Below are 23,177 nucleotides of genomic sequence, written 5' to 3' on the forward strand. Positions count from 1 at the left end.
TCTCACCAAACCGCTCCAGCTTCACAAGATCATCATATTGGAGTGTATACAAATCCGCAGGCTCGCGCACTTCCAGTTCGTCATGCAGCTGTATGGCCGTTTTGTCACTGAATGTCTCAATATCCATAGCATCACGTGAAGCAAAATGGGAAATACGAGCTACAATTTGCGGTTTACACCCCAGCTTATTGTCGCAAAACAAATGGGCACCTCGCTGCTGTAACGGAAACCCGCAGGCTGGACAATGATCTGGTACGACAATTTCCTCCCCGTCGTTCTCAGACGTTACCTTTCCTAATATCTCCGGAATGACATCGTTTGAGCGACGGATAAACACACGTGCACCCAAAGCAAACTTCAGGTTTTTGCGCTCGATGTCACCAGCATTGTTCAGTGTACAATTTTGTACAGTGACTCCCGCCAGCTCTACCGGCTCTACCCTTGCGAGTGGGGTGATTTTACCGGTTCGTCCTACATTCCACTCAACCGAGTTAAGCACCGTTGTCGTTTCCTCGGCTTCGAACTTATAGGCCACCGCCCAGCGCGGGAATTTATCGGTATACCCGAGAGCCTCACGTGTGCGCATATCTGTAATTTTCAATACTGCCCCATCAATGAGGTAATCCAATCCGGCACGAGATTTTTCAATCTCAATCAGTTGCTCCATTACATCTTCAAAATTATCAAAGTAAGTCAGGTAAGGGTTTACCTTAAAATGATTTTCACGCAGGAAAGTCATCATTTCCTGGTGGCTGTTAAACTGGATACGTTCTGCATATCCCACATTGTAGAAAAATGCATTCAAGCGCCGCTCTGCTGTCACTTTGGGATTCAAGTTGCGCAAAGCACCAGCTGCGGCGTTGCGTGCATTTTTAAGAGGGTCCACGGCAGTCTCATTATATTTGGACAATACAGAGAGATTCATGATCCCTTCTCCCTGTACTTCAATGGTTCCATTTCGAAAAGGAATTGTAAGTGGCACAGATTTAATCGTCTTCACCTGTGCCAGTATTCCCTCACCCACCACGCCATTACCGCGGGTAGAAGCCTGTACAAGCTGTCCATCTGTATACGTCAGGTTCAGCGTCAGTCCATCGAATTTAAGTTCTATCGCATAGCCTGGAGATGGCAAAGGTGACTCCGGGTTCTTAGTATTATAATCATTGACCAGCTTCACGACACGCGCGTTCCATGCACGCAGCTGTTCCATATTCTGAGCTTTATCAAGGCTCCATAATGGGGCAAGGTGGCGATGTGGTGTGAAACCTTTAAGTAACTCCCCGCCCACACGCTGTGTCGGCGAATCCGGCAGCACAAGACCGCTCGTCTGTTCGAGCGCTACCAACTCGTCATAAAGCACATCATATTCTTTGTCGCTGATCTTGGGTTCATCCAGTGTGTAGTAATGATAGTTATATGTGTTCAGTTCAGCAACAAGCTGCTCCATCCTGTGCATTGGGTTCATGCAGGCGTATCCCTCCGGGAACTTCATCAGGGCAGAGGCTAAGCCAAACTGCCACTCATGAGGTTCGAGATTTAGTGATGTTTGAGATTTATTCTACTTTTGTAATAGGTGCAAAGCCAGCCAGCAGTCGTTTAACCCCTACTGGAGCCGGGAAAGCAATTTGAAGCTCCATGTCATTACCAGTCCCTTTTACTGCGACAATGGTTCCAGTTCCCCATTTGCCATGCTGTACCTTGTCTCCAGCAGCAAAAATGGAGGGGCCTCCTGCCGAAGCAGCCGGAGTCGGTTTCGCGGATGAAGATGTCGTTACGGTTACGCGGGGTGACGCGGAAGCGGACGAACCACTGCGGCTCATCGTATCAAACGAGCGTTCTCCACCAAAGTTGCTACCACTACCTTTATTCAGTCCGCGCCCACCATAAGATCCGCCTACATTGCCTGAACGACGATAGCGGTCACGTTTGATGATCGTATCCTCTTTTAACTCGTCTGGAATCTCTTCGAGAAAGCGGGAAGGCGGGTTAGCCGTGGTGCGTCCAAACAAAGTGCGCATCTGTGCACATGTAAGGAACAGTTGCTCCTCTGCACGGGTTATGCCGACATACGCCAATCTGCGCTCTTCTTCCAGTTCTTCGTTATCCAGAAAGGCACGACTATGAGGGAACACTCCCTCCTCCATACCGACAATAAATACAATGGGAAACTCCAGACCTTTGGCGCTATGCATGGTCATCAATACAACCGCATCGCTTTGCTCTTCTTCGTCGTCATTCATGGAATCAATATCAGCAATCAGCGCAAGGTCGGTCAGGAAGGAGACGAGTGACTTGTCTTCCGCACCTTTTTCAAATTCCATGGTTACCGACAGGAACTCATCAATATTCTCCAAACGCGAGCGTGACTCGAGTGTATTCTCGTTTTGCAGTTCCAATCGATATTGGGTGGTTTCCAGCATTTTTTCTGTTAACTCGGTAACCGACAGGTAGTCTACCATACGACTTAAACCTTCGATCATATCGTAAAACTCTACCAACGCATTACGCGTACGTCCTGCAAAGCCCAAATCATCTACCACTTGAAGGACACGGAAAATCGAAACTCCACGTTCCGCTGCAGCTGCCTGCAATTTGCCGACAGTTGTGTCTCCGATGCTTCGTTTTGGCACATTAATGATTCGGATCAAACTGATGTCGTCGTCAGGATTGGAGAGCAGGCGAAGATACGCCAGCAAATCCTTAATTTCCTTCCGATCATAGAACTTGATACCGCCCACGATCTGATAAGGAATATCTGATTTAATCAGAATTTCCTCGACAACCCGAGACTGAGCATTCGTACGGTACAAAATGGCATGATGGCTATAGGTTTTGCCCGCTTTAATATTCTTATGAATTTCGGAGGCGATAAAGTAGCCCTCATCATGTTCAGAATCAGCACGGTAAACCTTAATCTTGGCGCCGCCTTCTTTGTCAGTCCATAGTTTTTTCGGCTTGCGGCCTGTATTTTGACCAATGACTTCATTGGCAGCATTGAGAATATTCGAGGTGGACCGGTAGTTCTGCTCCAGCAAAATGGTACGCGCTTCCGGGTAGTCCTCTTCAAAATTCAAAATGTTGCTAATATCGGCACCTCGCCACCGATAGATGGATTGGTCACTGTCACCTACTACGCAAATCCGGTGATGCTTGTCGGCCAGCATTTTGCACAGCATGTACTGCGCACGGTTTGTATCCTGATATTCATCAACATGAATGTATTGAAATTTCTTCTGGTAGAAGTCCAGTACCTCAGGTACTTCTTTAAACAGCTGAATCGTTGCCATGATCAAATCATCAAAATCAAGAGAGTTGTTGTTTTTGAGCCGCTGTTGGTACTTGGTATATACCTTCGCCACAATCCCTTCAAAATAGTCGCCAATCTTGCGCTCATACATTTCGGGAGTGACCAGTTCATTTTTTGCCGTACTCATCATAGACTGAACCGCTTTGGGTTCAAATTTTTTGGTGTCTATATTCAGATCCTTCATGCAGCTCCGAATGACAGACAATTGATCCGTAGAATCCAAAATGCTGAAATTCGAGGTAAATCCAATCCGCTCGATATCCCGACGTAAAATACGCACACACATCGAGTGGAAGGTGGATACCCACACATCTCTTCCCTGTGGGCCAATCAGCTTGGATACGCGATCCTGCATCTCACGCGCGGCCTTGTTCGTAAAGGTAATCGCCAAAATGCCCCATGGAGCCGTCTTGCGGGTTGCGATGAGGTAGGCTATTCGGTGCGTGAGCACCCGTGTTTTACCACTGCCTGCGCCAGCCATAATCAGCAGCGGACCATCTACCGCCTCCACAGCCTGACGCTGAGGCGGATTAAGGCGAGCTACCGCCTCGTGTATATCTATTGATTGCATGCGTGCATGCTCCTTTCCCTGAGCTTCCATAAAATCACGTTCTATACTTCCAATTTCACAGCTACCGTCTCCAGCGCTTTCGCCAAGTCACGATAAATGATGTTTCCTACTACAATGGTGTCACAAACGGCAGCCGCTTGTAACGCGGTAGATTTATCCACGATTCCTCCCCCGTATAGGACACGAGAGTGCTCTGTACTGCGATGTATTTTTTGCACCAGCTCCATATCTCCAAAAGCACCGCTATATTCCACATATACAATCGGCAGATGCATGAGCTTGTCAGCAATCTGTGCATATGAGGTGGCAGATGAAGTATCCAGCGAAGTATCTGCTCCGGTAAGCTTAGCGACTGTAGAATCACCGTTCAAAACAATATATCCTTCCGTCACAAGCAAATCCCAAGGGATCATATAACCAAACTGTTCAATCGCACGTTGGTGCTGTCCTAGAATCCAATTACTGTCAGCGGTATTCAGTACCATAGGAATCATATATAGATCAAACCCTGGTACTACAGCTTCCAGATCGGACACCTCAAGCACACACGGCACCTCATAACGTCGAACCCTCGACAGCAAATCCACCGTATTTTCGTAGGTAATACCTGATGAACCTCCTACCATAATCGCATCCGTACCAGACATACACACGGCGTCAAGTGCCTCATCATCCAGTTCCTTTTCAGGATCAAGCTTAAACACATGCCTCCATGATTGAATTGAATCTGCCAACACACATTCCTCCAGCATCCATTGCTTTTGTCATGATCCAGTCGAACCGAATTCCAATATCCAAAAGCGTTCTATGCTAAGTCTATGACAGTGCTTAAAAGGTGTCAATGTTCGTATCAAATGGGAACACCCCGTTCAGACAGCCTAGGGGCGTAGCGCATACAACCAACTACGTTTACTAAGTTCTTTTTCCGTTAAAATATCTGTATAGAAACCTTGCACACCCATCTGTTCATACTCAGCCGCATCCTTCAACTCATTAATGGTATTTACGTAGCATACCGCTCCGGCCTGACGCAAACTTTCCACTAGAGCACCACTCACCCGATTCTCTGGTAAAGTTACTGCCGTTATATCATTTTGTTGTACAAATCGAATGATCTGGTCATCTTTATCCTCTGTGGCGTAGAGCGTATAAATAACGGATGGATAGGGATAAATACTCCGTAATGTTTGCAGCATTTCTTCATTATAAATTTGGGGAACAATACGAGACAAAAGCTCGGGGTTTTTCTCCTGCGCCTGACGGGTCAGTTGTGCAAACAACTGTTTGATCTGGGCAGGGTCCTGTTCTTTCGTATCGGTCACAATATAAGCATCCGGGTATGTTTCCAATAAATCCAATACATCCTTCCAATCTACTGGGGTATAAGAACCGTGTATGGGGGTGTTCTTGAATTGATGATAGCTCCAAGGTTTTCCTCCCTGTTCTGTAGCAACTGCGTGTTCCTGTTGCATTTGCTCTGTAAAAGATTCTGTCCATTCATGGCGCGCCACCAATTGTCCATCCGAAGTAAACATCAGGTCGACCTCGAATACGCGGCTGCCTTTTTTATAATTTTCCACAAACGCTTCACGCGCATTAGTATAGGCCAAACCATTAACGGCTCCCATGGCATGCGAAATTACGCGGTGCGTGGTAAAGTCAGTCTGTTCTTCTGTAGATTGCCCTTTGTAAGCCAGTAAAAATGTGCCGGTTAACATTAAAAGAATGACCGCAGCAATCAGTCGTTTCATAGGGTGTCACATCCTTTTCGTAAAGGTCAATACCCCACATACGCATGCTCAAAACAACTGCCAGACGCAAAAGCACCCTCCGGCTAAACCGAAGGGTGACTCTAAATTAATACGCGTTCTTGAAACCGTTGCGAATCGTACGAAAAATAATTTTAATATCGAATAAGAGCGACCAGTTCTCAATATAGAAGATGTCATGTTTAATCCGTTCCTCAATAGATGTATCTCCGCGCAACCCGTTGCTCTGTGCCCAGCCTGTGATTCCGGGACGAACATGATGCTTCACCATGTATTTTGGAATTTCCTCACGGAACTGATCCACATAATAGGGCCGCTCTGGGCGTGGACCAACGACACTCATATCACCCAGCAGAACGTTGAAAAACTGCGGCAGCTCGTCGAGACTCGTTTTACGAATAAAAGTACCAAAACGTGTGCGTCTTGGGTCATTAGCAGTCGTCCAGCCCGTATCTTCAGTTCCAGGTGGTAACACCTTCATCGAACGAAATTTGTACATTCGGAAGGTGCGACGATTCAAGCCTACCCGCTCCTGCTTAAAAATGATTGGCCCTCTGGATGTAATCATCACACCAATCGCTACTGCTAGCATGATCGGAGAGGTCAGGAGAATCGCGAATAAAGAGAATAAAATATCGAATAGGCGCTTAAACAATCGATTCCCCGCTACATCCAGTGGAATATCCCGCACATTGATCATCGGCATACCTGCAAAGTTATCAAAGTACGGGCGAGCCGGCAAATAATCGAAAAAGTCGGGGATTATAAGCGTGCGCACTCCAGCCTTTTCACACATGTTGATAATCTTGGGGTACTTATCATGAGCATCCAGCGGCAGCGCCAGAATGACCTCGTCAATCATCAGACGCGACAGCGTAGCCTCCAATTGATCTAAGCCTCCAAGAATCGGGCGGAAATGCGCCTCTTCCTCTTCACTCCAATGCCGCTTATCATCCAGAAAACCCACTACCTCGTATCCCAGATCAGGATACTGTCCAAGGTTATGATAAAATCGCTGGCCTAGAGTACCCGCCCCAAGAATAAGCATGAATTGTTTATTGTACCCTTTTTGACGGAGAGCTTTAAGAACTTGCTTCAAGAAAAATCGATAAAACAAAATAAGCAGCACGTTTCCAACCATATAGATTGCCAGATAGGACCGCGAGATATCAATTTGTTTCACGAAGAACATCACACTCAACAGCACGAACAGTCCAACGATATGAATCTGGGTGACGCGAAATACATCATCTGCAAATCGTTTTTTGCGTTTGGGCGAATAGAGCGAAAATAACATCCCCAGCACTACGGCAATCAGGCCGTAGATTAAGCTCCAGCCTCCATATACTTGAATAGGAAGCGGTTCTGTATAGGTGATCCATTCACTTTCAAATTTGAAAAACCAAGCGATCAGAAAGGACAACTGAATGACCGCGAAATCCGCCACAATATATAATTGGGTTAAAAAACGCTGATTTCTGCGTATCATGCTTTCACCTCAGTATGAGATTGTTCCCCGCCGTCCGGCTTGACCGGTGCGGACAACTTATTTTTTAGGAAAGCCATTCCAAATTTCACGGCAATCCCCGCATATACAGCCATATTGGTGATCCAACTGTATTGCTGTTTATAATGCTTACGATGAAATACCCACATAGCTCTATGAAACTCATAAATAATTTTCAAAGGACGGCGGCGAGCGCTGCCCCCTTTGATATGAATAATATATGTGCGCGGGTAGTAGTAAATGCCCCACCCGGCTTGCTTAATCCGGTAGCACCAGTCAATATCCTCACCATACATAAAAAAGGTTTCGTCCAACCCCCCGACCTGGTCAATCGTCTCCCGGCGTACTAGCATAAAAGCACCTACCAGTACATCTACTGGATACTCATCATCCGGGCTTAGATGCCCAAGCTGATATTGATTGTACTTCGGGTTATCCGGGTAACGCTTCGACCAGCCAAAAGCATAGTAAAAAGAAGCTGATGGCGTTGGAAATCCACGCTTGCATGCCTTATCCAGCGAACCATCCGGCAGGATGACCTTACAGCCCGATGCTCCCATCTCCGGATGCGTATCCATAAACGGAATCATTGTATCCAGCGTGTCCGGTTGCACCAACGTATCGGAGTTCAACAGCAATATATAACGTCCGCCGGCTACTTCCATTCCCTGATTGTTTGCCTTGGCAAAACCTGTATTATCCTCATTGGCTATCAACATAATCTCCGGGTATGCAGCACGAATAGCCTCAACAGATCCGTCACTGGAGTGATTATCAATAACAATCACTTCATATCGGTATTGCGTCTTGGACGCATACACCGACTGCAAACAATCCAGCGTCAATTGACACGTATTATAGTTGACGACCAGTATGCTTACATCCATATTTAAAACGCTCCTGACAAATTCAGTAATCTATTCTACTATCGCCTATTATAGCATACCGCGTAGACCACGGGGCGCAAAAAAGCACATAACTTGTAACCTTACATAGTTTAGAAGGATTATGCAAAGTTCGATTCCTGTCACTCCAAAGTGCAAATATAGACAAACGAAATCATTTCGATCTATATATTGTTCATTGGAAGTCGTTTATTAGATTTTTGTAAAATCCTCGGTTGAGGTCTAAAATTCATCGTGGTAAGATATACATGGAAAAAGGGCTGGTGCCAGCCAGCCCCTGCGCAACCAACGCTCCAAGAGCGGACGGTTTTGGAACAATCAGGCCGAAAATAGACCCTTCCTTGCGGGGGCGGTCTATTTTCGTTTGTTAAACTCTAACAGTGTGACGATTAACGCCCCGAACGTCAGCATTAAACTGAGCGCCTCAAACACTGTCACAGGCTTCACCCCCCTCCTCGGGAGAGTTAGCCGACCGCCCTTGCCAGCTCTATCGGTTGCACGTTTCAATTATACTATATATTTCCATAAAGGAACACGCATTCGATGGTATTTCGGTAAATTAAATGTACTATGTGCATTAACCTAATTTCGTTAACAATCTCTCAAACTTGTTCATTCCTTTGTAGTACAGCAGGGAGCTGTTATATAAAAGTCTGTTTCATTCGCTAAAAGTCATTTAACCGTTAGTAGCCAAATAGCCCCTTCTCCATAAAATGGAGAAGGGGCTGGCCTATTTAAAGAATCTCAGTAATTATCCTGACTATCCATGGGCGCTTGTCTTTCTCTTTCGTCTTAAAGGCTTATTTTTCTAGCAGGAACATACTTATCTCTTAATTTTAAAAAAGGAATTTCAATACAATAGTACAAAACAGTTGCAATTATAAGTGTTAAAATAAGAGAACAAAATAATAATGAAAATTTTACTACTATTGAATTATGGGATTCAAGCACAACAGATAAGAACTTAAATATAGGAAAATGCACTAAATATATAGAATAACTTATCTTGCTTAAAAATGTAATTACCTTTCTAAAAACACTAGAACTAGTTCTATTTACTTTGCTCTGTTCAAAATAAGCTATAATAACAGCACATGAAAGAGAAACGACAAAAAATAAAAGAGTTCTGCTATAAAACGAATTATTTATAGTATTCTGAGTAATACCATCATAGACAAATTGCATTCCAAAGTAATATAAGATAATTAGACTAGCTATTAGGTATATCTTGCCTCGAGCAACCTTTGTATAAAATTTTACCCAATAAAATTTTACACTGGCCAATAACACACCAATTAATAGGCTATCCAACCTAATCGGTATTTGTTTTCTTACTCCTTGATCCCATGATGGATCGTAATTAATGACGTAAACAATTCTCAATATATTAATAAATAACAAAATAAAAAGATTTGAAAATATCAAAACTTTTTTATTCGAATTACTTAGCTTAGAAATAAGCAAAAAGACTATTGGACATAACAAGTAAAACCACTCTTCTATAGAAAGGCTCCATGAAACGGGAAAAAATAATAGCTTCTCCGCTTCAAAGTTTTGTAAAAACAACATCGTTTCCAGGTTAAATTGACTTGAATCTAAGATGTATAAAATAAGAATAACGAAATAATATACAGGAATAGTTCTCAACCATCTTCTTACATAAAAGTTAGGGAGAGAGTTCCAACTTCCACTATGAAATATGTCTCTTATTAGAATCGAACCAATTAAAAAGCCACTTAAAACAAAGAATATTTCTACTCCTAAGTAACCGAATACATATACGAATCCTAGTACACCATAATCCAGAAAAAACCAAGATAGACCGTGACAAATCAAAACCATTAAGATAGCTGTGACTCTTGATATATCTAATCCAAAATTCCTATTCATTAACTCTAACCCACCTAGCCTCATCAATTGTTGTCAAAATTAACGTCAATGATCGGACCTTTAGACCTTCCCAATTAGAAATTATGTTAAAGCTGTGATGAATTACTACCTAGTCGTAAAGCTTCTGCACAGAAATACTGGCATAGACTATTGAGTTGAGGTGACAAGAATATACAATTTCCCCCTACTAATTCATCTCATATTGAGACTTTCTCTGAAGATTTCTTCAGCATTCCGAGTAAAGTTAACATTCAAAACAGTTCACATATTGAAGTAAAAATTAATGATTATAATAGAAAAAAGAGGCGCAACCCAGCGCCTATCTCCTAATAAATTCAATTAAAACCTTAGCAAACAAGGAAAGTATGAAAAACGAAAGGACGCCCAGTGCAATTCTAACAAAGCTTAAATTGCCCCCAATATTATTCCCAAATCCAGCTTTCAATACGGGGACGATGTACGGATCACTTGAGTTTGAATTTAGCCGGATTCCCTCATCAGTCGTACCCATATTCTCTATTTGATTGATTTGTGAATTATCAATCATATTTATTACTCTTTTAGTATCTGATTTTATTAACATAACAGGGCCTAAATAAATCTGGCCTGGGTAGGACCCAAAATCAACTCGGATTCTTTCAATATATGAAACTGGTAACTGAATAACTATTTTTTGAAAATTTTCATTACTATATACCTTTTGAAGTATTGAATTCCTTTCGTCAAACTCCGCTAGCTTTGTTGTATAGTAAACTTGCATATCTAGTTCCTTTGACATTTTCGCATATAATTCTAATTTTATGCTATTATCCTGATACAAATTAGGAAACAAGAATACAGATATTAAAACAATAATCACCGATATGATAAATTTAATCACTATTTGCTTGTAATTATACTTTATCTTATGGATAAGCTTACGAAGCGTAACAGAGATGTGAAGGAGATCAATAAAACTATCTTTAGCTTCCTCTTTAAAAAAATTTCTGTACATATAATTTGAAAAAGAAACGCTTTTTTTATCTATCAATTTAGCATAAATAACAGATATAAAGATAATAATTGGAATAGATATACTTATAGTAAAGACAAAACACCAAACATATGGAATTTTACGTTCCAAAAGGAGGTAATAGAAGACATTTTTTGAAAAGTAAAAAATAATCGCATTGTGTATAAGATACATAGAGAAGGATATTTCCCCAATAAAGTTCATAAATTTCGAAGAGAATATTGTTTTTAATGTGGATGAATTAAGCACAACTAAAAGGATAATAAATGCACCTATCGAATGATAAAATGAGTCAGCACCCTCTAACTTACTAAAGAAAGCATAGATTGTGTCATTCAACTTAATTGAATTATCCATTTTTTCTAATTGGTTAGGATAAGAACCTAAAAGCAATGCAAAGATAAGGAGTGCCCACTTTAAAAGTCTATTCTCAATTACACCTAATTTACTAGTATTGTTGTAATGAAAATCACATAACAATAAACCAAGTACAAAACCCAAATAGTATGTTTTCCAGAATAAGAGAATAAATAAGAAATAAAAAAAGATTCGGTTCCTGCTTTTCCCGAACAGTGCACAGAATAAAAATACAATAAAAGAGCCCATAAATTCAAAACTCATCGTCCACAAAACTACATTATAATTTGCAGTGTGAGTAAAAAAACTACCAATAAACCCTTCGTATAGAGCCTTGTAAATATTGGGTTCATCCTTTTCAAACATCCTGAAGCAAAAATAAAAAATCAAGACTGAGAAAATCGCCGGAATTACTAATCTAAAATATCTTTTTATAGCACTTTCTGTAACTGCACTTAAATCCTTTGTCTTAAAGAACTTAATACTTAATACAAAACCACTTAATACAAAGAAAATACAAACAGCAAAATTCCCATTGTACAAAACATTCAGGGGAGTGCTTACAAAAAGCAATTCTGATTTTGCTGGAGTGTTAATGTTGTTTAGCGTCCCATATATTGATGAGGGGTAAAAACTCCCTAAAAAGTGAAATATTACTACAATAAATGCTGCAAATCCACGTAGTCCTTCTAAATACTTTAACTTCATAACTCCCCCTGAAAGTTCAAACAGTATATTCTGTGTTATATATTCTTTATCTCTAAATCACTACATTCTACAATATTCCATCTAATATGCAATTAACTCCTTTAAAAATTGTCGCAACCCTTCTCTCCAAGGACGTAAATCGGTTAAACCATTAGCACGGATGCTCATATGATCTAATACAGAATTAAATGGGCGTGGGGCAGGCCTTAGGAACTGCTGGGTAGTGCAGGGTTCTAACTTTGAGGTCATTTTAATGCCTAGTATGTCTTCTGCGTCCTTGAATATTGCCTGTGTAAACTCATACCATGAACATGAACCTTTATTTGAAGCATGATACACTCCGTATTTTTCAGTCTTAATTATTTCATTTAGAAAGTCTACAAGGTCTACCGTATATGTCGGACTGCCTATTTGATCATTCACAACCTGAAGCATAGGCTTCTCCCGCCCCAGTTTTAACATAGTCTTTACAAAATTGCTGCCGTTAATTCCGTACACCCATGAAGTCCTTACAATAAAATAGCGAGAAGATAACGATTGAACTAGTATTTCTCCCGCTCTTTTTGATTTACCATAAACAGTTTGGGGATTGGTATTGTCATATTCTTGATAAGGGAGCTGTGAAAAACCATCAAATACATAATCAGTGCTGATATATACTAACTTCGCTCCCACTTTTTCTGCAGCCAAGGCCATATTGCGGGTTCCGTATGCATTTATTTGATATGCTTTATCAATATCATTTTCTGCAGCATCCACTGCAGTGTACGCAGCACAGTGAATTATTACGTCTGGTTGATAATTCTTCGAAATTCCTATAGCCTGCTCCAAATTAGTAATGTCCAGCTTCTCTCGGTCACACGGCAAAACATCGTAATCCTGCTTTTGGAAAAACCCACAAACTTGACTACCTAATTGACCAGTTGCTCCCGTAACAAGGACCTTCATATTAAATGTCCTCCAGCCTATGCCCATATTGTTTTTTATAATATTCTTGATAAGCTCCCGACTGGATACGTGTCCACCAATCTTTGTTCTCCAGATACCAACGAATTGTTTCTTTAATCCCCGTTTCAAAAGAATGCTTGGGCTTCCAGCCGAGTTGGTTCATTGTTTTGTTTGGGTCTATACCGTAGCGACGATCATGACCAAGACGATCTTCTACATAGCTAATAAGTGATTCCGGCTTACCGAGTTCCTCAAGCACGGTCTTGACAATGTGAATATTGGTTCGTTCATTATTGCCCCCGATATTATACACTTCACCTAATTCGCCCTGATGAATAACCAGATCAATTGCACTACAATGATCTTCTACGTAGAGCCAATCCCGAATATTCATTCCATCGCCATAGATTGGAAGCTTTTGTCCGTTCAATGCACGCGAAATCATTAGTGGTATCAACTTTTCTGGAAATTGATAAGGTCCATAATTGTTCGAACACCGTGTAATATTAACAGGCAGACCGAAGGTCTCATGATACGCACGAACAAGCAAATCACCGCCAGCTTTAGATGCTGAATACGGGCTATTAGGCTGAAGAGGAGTTTCTTCTGTAAATAAACCTGTTTCTCCGAGAGAACCATATACTTCATCTGTTGAAACCTGCACGAACTTAGAAACTCCATACTTTTTGGCAGCCTCCAGAAGCACTTGTGTCCCTACTACGTTTGTTTTCACAAAAATATCAGGTTCCAAAATACTACGGTCCACATGTGATTCAGCAGCAAAGTTAACAACAATATCGATTCCCTGTTTCATTAACCGGTCCATTGCATGTACATCAGTTATATCTGCCTTCACAAAAGTATGATTTGGATTCTTTTCGATTGATTTGAGATTCTCAAGATTCCCCGCATATGTTAGAGCATCTACATTTACTATATGATAATGTGGATATTGCTTCAGCATATACATAACAAAGTTACTACCAATAAATCCAGCTCCGCCAGTGACAAGAAGTTTCATAAAAACCCTCCAATTTTAATTTCCCTTAAATTTCAAAACAAATAAGCTTATCTTTAATTAAAATTTAAATCAGCCTCAGCAAGAACGGGATGTTTCTCATCTTTTTCAGAGAGTATCGCCTGTGAAATAGGCCAATTAATATCCAAAGCTGGGTCATTCCATAGAATCCCACGATCATGCTCTGGCGAGTAATATTCATCAACCTTATAAATTACCTGTGTATTAGGAGTAAGGGTGCAAAACCCATGTGCAAAACCCTTTGGAACCAATAATTGACGTTGATTGTATTCGCTCAAAATCACTCCTATCCATTTACCAAAAGTTGGCGAGCTATGACGGATATCTAAAGCAACGTCATAAATTGCTCCAGAAATAACACGGACTAGTTTAGTTTGGGCTTTAGGTTCGAGTTGATAATGCAACCCGCGTATCACACCTGGTTCAGCAGATAAAGAATGATTATCTTGAACAAAGGTACAATCGATTCCCTTTTCTTTTAACAATTGCTCATTATAACTTTCCATAAAAAATCCTCTATGATCCCCATGAACTACGGGCTCTATAATTTTTACATCATGTAACTTTAAAGAGTTTACTATCATGAGTAATCCCCCACTTATTTATATTGTATAGGTTCCATGCTTAGTTTTTTATTATATGATACTGCTCAATAATTGTGCTTTTAGGCTTTGAACCATTTATATATGAATAATCATCCTTTTTAATTTATGAAAAGCATAATAGATTCCTTTAAATACAAGCCAGTATTGAATATAAATATAGCGACTGGCTTTTACATGTTGTGTTTTTCTTAGCTTTTTTCTTTCTTTAAGCCCTTCCTGCACTCCTTCAACATAATAATTGGCTAGGCCCTTTTTCTTAAAGAACATATATTTAAATAAGTGTCCTATTATCAAACAAGGCATATTAATAGCCAGTTGAAAAAAGGGCATGTTCTTATATATAAGATATATATTATTTCTCGCCGATAGTCTTACTTTAATAGGAGAGTACCCACCACCAGTAGTTGCACTACCGATATGATATATTTCAGCTGTTGCGCAAAATATATTTTTATAGCCCATCAGTTGTGCCCTGTATCCAATATCTACATCTTCAAGATATGCAAAAAAAGCCTCATCAAATAAACCAATCCTGTCAAACAACTCCCTCCGGTATATCGCAGCACCTGCACACGAACTAAAAACTTCAACATTTTTATTGAAGTGCTTGATTGATTGACCATTCCCTTCTTGGTAAGCCCATCCGAAAATAGTGTATGCGTCACCTGAATCATCTATCTTATCCTGATCATTATACATGATCATCTTACTCGAACAAGAAAAAGCAGTGGAATTCTCCTCCATACATGTAACCAAACATCCAAGCCAATTCTCTTTTGCTACTGTATCGTTATTAAGCAGTACAACAAATTCACCGTTAGCTTCTCGGATCCCAGCATTGACTGCCCGGCTAAACCCTGTATTTCCTTCCATACTAATTATTTGTATTTCATTGAACAATTCCCTTGCGACAGTAACACTATTATCTTCAGAATTGTTATCAACTAAAATCAGTTCATAATCAGTATAAAGTTGTTTTTTTAATGAATTAATACAGCCTGGAAGAAACTTAGCACCATTATAATTAGGAATAACAATTGATACTCTCATTAGATTTTCCTTCTTAAAAAGTTGTAAAGATCGTTTACTCCTTCTTGCAAGCTTACCTGAGCTTCAAAACCTAAGTAGCGTTTAGCTTTCGACGAATCTAGTATACTACTTTTGACATCGATACTTCGCTCACTTAGAAAATTAATATGCGCCTTGATTTTCGATACATTTTCAACTTCATAAATTATATCTAATAGCGATACTCCCACACCTGTACCTATATTAAATATGGGCTCTGTATCATAAGAATCAGGGCTATACTGCAAGGCAGATACGATTGCCTGGCAAACATCTGAAATTTGAATATAATCCCTGACAATTTTCCCATCTCCGTATATAGAAATAGGCTCTTGGTTTAAGACATGCTGCAAAAATATTGAAATAGCCCCTATCTTCTTTTCCGGATTTTGTCCCCTGCCATATGGATTAGCAACCCTAAGTATAATATTTTTCATACCAAATAGTTTATTATACATTAATAGGATTCTTTCTATAGTCAGTTTCATTATTCCATAATGATTCAAAGGTACACACGGCATATCTTCATTTAATAGTTCCGAAGAGTTATTACCATATACCGTTCCTCCTGAAGAAACAAAGACTATTTTTTGGATTCCTTCGTTTTTTGCAGCTTCAACCATCTCCAATGTTTTCACCACATCTTTTTGATAAGAATCTTCAATACTTACCATTGAAGAAAATGGAGTAACACTGCTTATCAAATGTATAATGGTATCATGTCCCTTTAGAATATTTCTGAAGTCAGTCTCTAAAAAAAAATCCCCTTCAATTATATTATAATTTTCATCAGGCAGTTTTTTGCTTTTTAAATTTCTATCATAAAGTGTGGTGCTCACGTTTTCTCTACAGAGTCTTTTAATCAGTTCTGTGCCTATAAACCCAGCTCCACCAAAAACTATCGTACTCATTAGGATTTTTCCTCTCTACATTTTTAAAGTCACCAGTACTACAACTGGTGACTTTAAAAAAAATTTAGAAAACATTGAAATATTCTCGGGCAAAGTTACGCATGCTGAATTGTTTAAAAAGCAGAGCAGTATTACTTTTTAATTCCTCATACTTTTGGGAATCATTTTGTAATGTTAACATTGAAGTGTATATATCATCCGTATTAACTATTCCTTCGCCGTTTAACTCAAGTAATATTCCCGCAAATTTATCAACCTTTTCCGAATAGATCATCTGTTTAATTTCACCAATATTCGTTGTAATGACAGGCTTGTTGTAAGCTAAATATTCTATAATAGAGTTAGGTAGACTCTCAGAGATGAAATAAGTTGGTAATAATGCAACATCAAAAATCTTAACCCAACCGATCCATTCAGAAGGCTCATGTAAATTCATTACAAAATGCAAATAATCAATATCTTTATATTTTTCTTTAAGCATTTTGGAGTATTCACTCTCGCCAACAAGAATAAGATGACTTCTAGATTGATTTTTGTTATTTAATTGAATAAGAGCTTTAATACTCTCTTCCCAGCCCTTCTCTTTAATGGCTCGGGACACTAGACCAAAAACAAATTCCCCTTCCCGTATACCAATACTTTCTTTATTTTTTGAAGGAATACTTTGTAGGTCATATCCATAGTACACTTTTTTGATTTTACTGCTATCACTTATGTTAACTTCGCTAAAAATTTTCAAATTTTTATTCGTAGCATAAATGATATGATTTGCACGTTCTAGTACATTAGGAACCAACTGCAAGAAGTCATTATCCCAATCAGGGTTCTGCAACAATGCCTCGTAACAACCATGCATAGATAACACCCAATTAACTGATGTCATCTCTTTAACAGCCAAGTAAGTAATTTTATCAGACCACCAAATATGAGAATTAATTGTAGTTATATTAAATTTTTCAATATATCCTCTTAGTTCTTCCGGGTCCCCTTTGCTTGGTAAAATTTCAACTGATGGAGAAACCATTTTTAATACACTTTCCTCCAACAACCAGGGTCTTGCATTATAAATGTATACCTTCTGAAAAGAAGCAAAAAAATTAGCAAGCCTTATAACTAGCATTTGTCCTCCACCAACTTCAAAATCGGGAGTTACAAACAATATTTTTTTCTGTTCACACAAATAATTTACTTGACTACTTTTTTGGAACGCTCTATCTTTCAAGGCTAAATACATTTCTGATAATTCATCATTATCGAGAATATTTTTGCTTCCATATCCTTTACAGCCTAGTCTTTCATAATCCTTAGCCACCTGTTCAACAAAACTTCCTACTATATCCAGAGGCAATTCGTAGTTATCAATAATAAAGTTTTTGATCCTTAATATCTCTTTATAAAGTTCTTGTGTTTGCTCATTTACACTAATTATACTTTGTGAGTGTCTACGATGATAGTTTAACACTTCAGGTGTGAAATAAATTTTACCTTGTCGTAGAAGATAGAGATAAGCAAACCAGTCTCCGCCAATTTTATAATCACTTAGTTTTTCTGAAATCCCCTGTAAAGCAGAAGCCCTCATTAACACTGCACTAGCATTGGGTATCGTATTCTTAATAGCAAGTCCTTGAACTAATTCATCTTTTCCATTAATACAATATGGTACTCGCCATTTTTCTACAGATAAGTCATCAGTATATTGTGTGTAATGATAATTCACTTTATTGGAATGCTCATCTATTATTTGTGACTGGGAATACGCCAGATTCACTTCCTGATCTGAAAAAGACGGAAGTAATCTCTCCAAAAGAACAGGTTCGCACAGATCATCTGCCTCAGCAATCCAGATTATATCTCCTGAAGCCTCCTGAATGCCTCTAATCCATTGACCAAAGCATCCAATGTTCTCTTTATTAACGATAATCTTATGCTTTATTGAAGTTTGCTCTAACATTCTTTTAGCCAACTCTACGCTATTATCCTTAGAGACATCATCAAGGAAAATAATTTCATATGGAGTTACTGTCTGATTAATGATGGAACGGAGTCTCTCTTCAATAAAAGATTCATAGTTATAATTAGGTACTATTACCGATACTTTCAAATCAGGAATTCGATAAACCTCAGAGTTGATACTACTTAAAATATCACCAACATATTTAGTGAAATTAAATTTTTCTTCAATAACTTCATGTCCTTTTTGTACAATTGCGTCATAGATATCTTTATTGTTTAATATCCTCATAATCTCCTGAGCCATCAAATGAATATCAGAGTATGGAGTTGCTCTAACCCCTAATTCAGTTATAAGCTCGGCCATTCCACCATTGTTTTCAAAAGTAACTACAGGCGTTGCATTGTCTATTGCTTCTAAGGCTATGGATGGAAAAGGGTCTTCTCTAGATGTGAGAACAAACATATCTGCCGCTTCGAAGATAGGAAGTGGGTCTTTTTGGAATCCCATCATATGAATATTCTTTTCAATCTTCAGAGTCTGTGCATCATGCATTAACCATCTCTCTAATACTTGTTCTGTACCACCCATCCATACAAAATGAATATCTTTACAATTGCAATTTAAAATCAACTCTCTAGCTAAGGAAAAAAATGAATCAAGACCTTTTCTCAAGTCACCATAACCACAGCCAAGTAGAATGGTTGAACTTGTACTAATCCCCAGTTCCTCGCATAATTTTTCTTTTGCAGAGTTCTTGTTTAACCGATGTAACCTCTTCTTGTATATTCCCTGAGGCTTAATGAGTACTCTGTCTTCATGAAGATCAAAGTACTGTTGAAAGCTATTTTTAACAAATTGATTAGGGAATACAATTTTTGATGCATACCGTGCTGCATTGTTGGCAGCCTGCACAAAATTATAAGTCTGAATAGAAGTAGGAAGTTCATGAATAAGTGAGATGGTTTTAATTTCATTTTTCTCCAAAAGTTCAACAAGAATACTAGACACCACAGAATTCGCAATACAATAAGTTACTCCACGTTTTCGAATAGACTTAATAATCCGGGATACTTCCGTTTCATTCTCCAAATTAGACAAAGAGTTTTGATGTAAGTTTATTACATCAGCTACATCTGAAAAGTCCTTCTCAAGTGGCCCTCCTTTGAGCAAAATTGCTATGACCTGCTTGTGATAGACCTCTTTTAATACTCGAATCATATTTAAAGAAAGTATAGAAGCTCCAGCATTTTGAGCATCGTGTACAATAAAAAGTATACTATTAGTGGAAGCATAGGATAAAGGACTAAGTATGAGTTCATTACCCATCACTATAATATTATCCTTGGGATCATTGTGATATAACTTCTGCTTAACCTTTTGCAAAGCTGGCTTTAGTCCTGCTGTTCTTATTTCTTGCACAAATTTCCCCCGCAAATGAGGTTGCAATTTCACAAGTCTATTTAATTTCAAAGAATATTGTTTTATTTTATTAAATTTGTATTCGCTCTTTGTGATTCCTATAAGTTCAAGCTGACTGATATTAAAAGTATATTCAGTAGAAATACTTATAATAATTTTTTTAATATTAAAATCTGCCTTCAAATAAAAGGCAATACTTTGTCCCGAAAAGGCTCCTACCTCAAATACTTGAGATTCCCCATTCGTTCCATAACAATTTAACACAATACTACCTTGGTCATTATCATTATATATATTATATATAAACTTCAAAAACTTAATATCTTTTTTCACTTCAAACGTTATTTCTGCAGCTTTATCAGCTTCATTGATATTTAAAGTAGCATCTGCATTAACATTTAAATTATCAACGTCACTGAGCTTAAATATGATGGAACTTCTTAGCATATTATTTTTAACTGTATTTCTATCAATTATAGAAGTTATAAGGTTGATCTTTTCACTCAGTAACATTAACGCACACCCAATTTCTTAATTTTAGAAATTAATTTCCAACTCCTAGAAGAGTGGATTTGATTTAATTGTAAAGACTGTTTTTCTATTTCTTTCTTCAACTCTTCAATTTGAAGAGACAGAGTATTAGTAAGTTTCGCATGTTCATCCGTTCTCACTTTGCTCTCTTCATTTAAGAATCCCAGCTCGTCAACAAGATTTATATTTATTGCCTCTAAATTTTCAATTTCCCGCTTACATTGTTCGATTTCATTGATATATTCTTTTTTTTCATTTGATAAAGACGATATTAACCCTTGAGCGGATAGTAATTGATTTTCAACAATCTCTTTATCTTTTATTAAATTTGCTTGGTTATTTAATAATTCCGTAGTGTAATTATATTGGTCTATTTCAACATCTAGCATAGCAACATTCAAAATTAACTTTTCTATGTTAGAATTTCCTCTAGGCTTTTCAAAGATAAATTGAGAGTCTTCGTGAAAGAACAATAGAAAACCATTAAATTGATAGTCGGCGTTATTTTCATAACCTTCCACTTTTAGTACTGATCCATCGCTCATATGAAGTTCAACTCTATCTACTCTCAATGAACAACTCACATTCAATGGATCAAATCTTAGTTTTTTTATTTGCTCATAATCTTTAAGATCAAACTCTATTACACCATTATATTGCTGTGTATTAATAATAGTTTGATTTTCACTGAATCCTGCCCCTGTGTCTATATATAACTGAGAATAATAGTAGTTACTTTTGGCGGAAATATTTTTAAAGAATGCTGTACCAGAATGAATTCCCTTTTTACCCATTACAAAAATATACTGATAGACATCTCCTAAATGCCGGTTTTTAAGATATGAAGCTACTGAATTAGGCAAGCCATCAAAGTAACTGCCGATTTCTGTTTCGCCCACTTTTTTTATAACAGCTTCTTCACTTACTGTCATCAGATTGCATTCATCAATCATTTCCAATAATGTATAATAGGTAAAAAAGCGGACATGTGTATCATCAAGAAGCCCAGTACTTCTGTATTTAAACTGACTTTTCATCATATCAATAATGACACTATTATGAGCAATATTTGGTATCGAAAGTAAAATCGCTCCATCATCTTTTAGCAGATTGACAGAAGCGCTAAGAACTCTCTTAGGGTCATACAAATGTTCCAGTACATCTGCAAAAATAATGTAGTCGAACTGGATTTCCCCAAATTTATCCAACCACTTCATTTCTTCAATATCTCCAACAATTCCATCTTTGGCATATTGAAGAGCTCTCTCAGCCGCATCTTGGTCAATTTCAACAATGTATACATCACATTCAAGCTTTTCTTTCAGGTAACGGGTAAGACGCCCTGCGGCAGGGCCAAATTCCAATATAGTTGCATGCTTTCTGATCTTTTTTGAAATCAGTGCCAACGAATTATTCGAAGTCAGGTCCAATTCAAAATCATATTTCATTATGATTATCCTTTCGTACTCCAAGAATGGGGTAATACGCAAAGACCTTCAGCAATATAAGCAGCTTTAACAAAGAACTCACAGACCTGGGCCTTATAATCAATCGGAACATGAGCGTTTCTTTCAAATAAAGCTACATCAAAGTAGTAGCTCCCTCCTAAAAGATTAAAATCAGTATATTTTAAATATATGGTATTGTAACCTTTATTATATATAATCTTTTCTTCATCCAACAAAGTATTTAAACCACAAACATATATGTTATCTATCGAATGTACTGCAACCCCTATCACAATATCCACTACATCATCATTCATTACATAATCTATTTTAAGAGTACATTTTTTTCCGTATGTTATATCTGATATTTCCTCTCCATTTTCATTTAACAATGTAACCTTTTCAATAAAACCAATTACATCTTTATTTAATACTCTTTCGTTAACATCGGCGCCAAAAACTTTGCCTTTCGCTCTGTCATCGCCATATTTTAAATAATCAGTGTATCGATCACATATGGTCTCCGTGTCACCTTGAGCTTCTATTTTACCCTCGTTTAACCATATTGCTCTGGTACAGTATCGCTTAATGCTATTAATGTCATGGGAAACAAATAGTATAGTTTTACCTCTTTCTCTAAACTCATTAAATTTATCCATACATTTTAATTGAAACTTTAAATCCCCAACCGCTAAAGCTTCATCGACAATCAAAATTTCCGGTTCAACATTAATAGCGACCGAAAATGCTAATCTTGCAAACATACCGCTCGAATAAGATTTTACAGGCTGATGAATAAAATCGCCTATATCAGCAAATTCAAGTATCTTATCAAGTTTTCTCTCCATTTCTTCTCTTGAAAAACCCATGATCATTCCATTTAGAAACACATTCTCGATTCCGGTATACTCAGGATTAAAGCCTGTTCCTAATTCAAGCAAAGCAGAAATTTTTCCTTCGACAGTAACTTCACCAATTGAGGGAGAGACTACTCCAGTGATAATTTTCAACAGAGTTGATTTTCCAGAGCCATTTTTCCCGACTAAACCAACAATTTCTCCCTTACTTACTGAAAGAGACACATCATTTAGTGCATAAAATTCTTTATGATACTTCTTTTTCCGTATACTTAAAGACTCCTTTAAACGGTTAATAGCAGCATCATATAATTTATAGACTTTTGATACGTTAGTAACTGAAATTACTGAATCACTCATAATTCAACACC

The 23,177-nt window shown here is 38.3% G+C and carries 17 protein-coding genes (1 of these 17 cut by a window edge); all 17 read right to left on the reverse strand.

What is annotated here, in order from left to right:
* A protein-coding gene (gene ligA / locus ACYCS5_RS11700; RefSeq protein ID WP_459761078.1) for an NAD-dependent DNA ligase LigA crosses the window boundary here: on the reverse strand, positions 1-1,465 show its 5' portion. The gene continues 551 nt to the left of window position 1, outside the view; the window shows 1,465 of its 2,016 coding nt (coding positions 1-1,465); the start codon lies at positions 1,463-1,465; the stop codon falls past the left edge of the window.
* Between the two features lie 88 nt (positions 1,466-1,553).
* Positions 1,554-3,878, reverse strand: a complete 2,325-nt coding sequence (gene pcrA, locus ACYCS5_RS11705) for a DNA helicase PcrA (RefSeq protein WP_459761079.1) — start codon at positions 3,876-3,878, stop codon at positions 1,554-1,556.
* 41 nt (positions 3,879-3,919) lie between these two features.
* The gene (gene pcrB / locus ACYCS5_RS11710; protein ID WP_459761080.1) at positions 3,920-4,612 is read right to left on the reverse strand and encodes a heptaprenylglyceryl phosphate synthase; all 693 of its coding nucleotides are present in this window, start codon (positions 4,610-4,612) and stop codon (positions 3,920-3,922) included.
* A 144-nt stretch (positions 4,613-4,756) separates the two neighbouring features.
* Positions 4,757-5,629, reverse strand: a complete 873-nt coding sequence (locus ACYCS5_RS11715) for a phosphatidylinositol-specific phospholipase C/glycerophosphodiester phosphodiesterase family protein (protein ID WP_459761081.1) — start codon at positions 5,627-5,629, stop codon at positions 4,757-4,759.
* A gap of 106 nt (positions 5,630-5,735) precedes the next feature.
* The gene (locus tag ACYCS5_RS11720; RefSeq protein WP_039271378.1) at positions 5,736-7,136 is read right to left on the reverse strand and encodes an undecaprenyl-phosphate glucose phosphotransferase; all 1,401 of its coding nucleotides are present in this window, start codon (positions 7,134-7,136) and stop codon (positions 5,736-5,738) included.
* Entirely contained in the window at positions 7,133-8,041 is a 909-nt protein-coding gene (locus ACYCS5_RS11725) for a glycosyltransferase family 2 protein (RefSeq protein WP_459761082.1), read from the reverse strand. The genes ACYCS5_RS11720 and ACYCS5_RS11725 overlap by 4 nt, the downstream gene beginning before the upstream one ends.
* Positions 8,042-8,413: 372 nt before the next feature.
* Positions 8,414-8,470 carry a hypothetical protein gene (locus ACYCS5_RS11730; RefSeq protein ID WP_413782955.1) on the reverse strand — a complete coding sequence of 19 codons (57 nt, stop codon included), beginning with the start codon at positions 8,468-8,470 and terminating at the stop codon, positions 8,414-8,416.
* Positions 8,471-8,851: 381 nt separating this feature from the next.
* Complete coding sequence (locus tag ACYCS5_RS11735) at positions 8,852-9,949, reverse strand: acyltransferase family protein (protein ID WP_341040129.1); 1,098 nt, start codon at positions 9,947-9,949, stop codon at positions 8,852-8,854.
* Positions 9,950-10,268: 319 nt separating this feature from the next.
* On the reverse strand, positions 10,269-12,026 hold the full coding sequence (locus tag ACYCS5_RS11740; protein ID WP_459761083.1) for an acyltransferase family protein: 1,758 nt from the start codon (positions 12,024-12,026) through the stop codon (positions 10,269-10,271).
* An 81-nt stretch (positions 12,027-12,107) separates the two neighbouring features.
* Positions 12,108-12,974 (reverse strand): dTDP-4-dehydrorhamnose reductase, encoded by an 867-nt coding sequence (rfbD, locus tag ACYCS5_RS11745; RefSeq protein WP_459761084.1) that lies wholly within the window; start codon positions 12,972-12,974, stop codon positions 12,108-12,110.
* 1 nt (position 12,975) lies between these two features.
* Complete coding sequence (gene rfbB, locus ACYCS5_RS11750; protein ID WP_459761085.1) at positions 12,976-13,995, reverse strand: dTDP-glucose 4,6-dehydratase; 1,020 nt, start codon at positions 13,993-13,995, stop codon at positions 12,976-12,978.
* 53 nt (positions 13,996-14,048) lie between these two features.
* The gene (gene rfbC / locus ACYCS5_RS11755; protein WP_117290409.1) at positions 14,049-14,597 is read right to left on the reverse strand and encodes a dTDP-4-dehydrorhamnose 3,5-epimerase; all 549 of its coding nucleotides are present in this window, start codon (positions 14,595-14,597) and stop codon (positions 14,049-14,051) included.
* Positions 14,598-14,693: 96 nt separating this feature from the next.
* Positions 14,694-15,668, reverse strand: a complete 975-nt coding sequence (locus tag ACYCS5_RS11760; RefSeq protein ID WP_341040137.1) for a glycosyltransferase family 2 protein — start codon at positions 15,666-15,668, stop codon at positions 14,694-14,696.
* Positions 15,668-16,597, reverse strand: a complete 930-nt coding sequence (locus ACYCS5_RS11765; RefSeq protein WP_341040138.1) for an NAD-dependent epimerase/dehydratase family protein — start codon at positions 16,595-16,597, stop codon at positions 15,668-15,670. Before ACYCS5_RS11765 ends, ACYCS5_RS11760 begins: the two co-directional genes overlap by 1 nt.
* Before the next feature lie 64 nt (positions 16,598-16,661).
* Positions 16,662-20,483: a glycosyltransferase gene (locus ACYCS5_RS11770; RefSeq protein WP_459761086.1), complete on the reverse strand. Its 3,822-nt coding sequence runs from the start codon at positions 20,481-20,483 to the stop codon at positions 16,662-16,664.
* Complete coding sequence (locus tag ACYCS5_RS11775; protein WP_459761087.1) at positions 20,483-21,949, reverse strand: class I SAM-dependent methyltransferase; 1,467 nt, start codon at positions 21,947-21,949, stop codon at positions 20,483-20,485. The genes ACYCS5_RS11770 and ACYCS5_RS11775 overlap by 1 nt, the downstream gene beginning before the upstream one ends.
* 5 nt (positions 21,950-21,954) lie before the next feature.
* A complete protein-coding gene (locus tag ACYCS5_RS11780; protein ID WP_341040141.1) occupies positions 21,955-23,166 on the reverse strand; it encodes an ABC transporter ATP-binding protein in 1,212 nt (403 codons plus the stop codon).
* Positions 23,167-23,177: the final 11 nt, after the last annotated feature.

The sequence above is a fragment of the Paenibacillus sp. SEL3 genome, assembly GCF_054602585.1.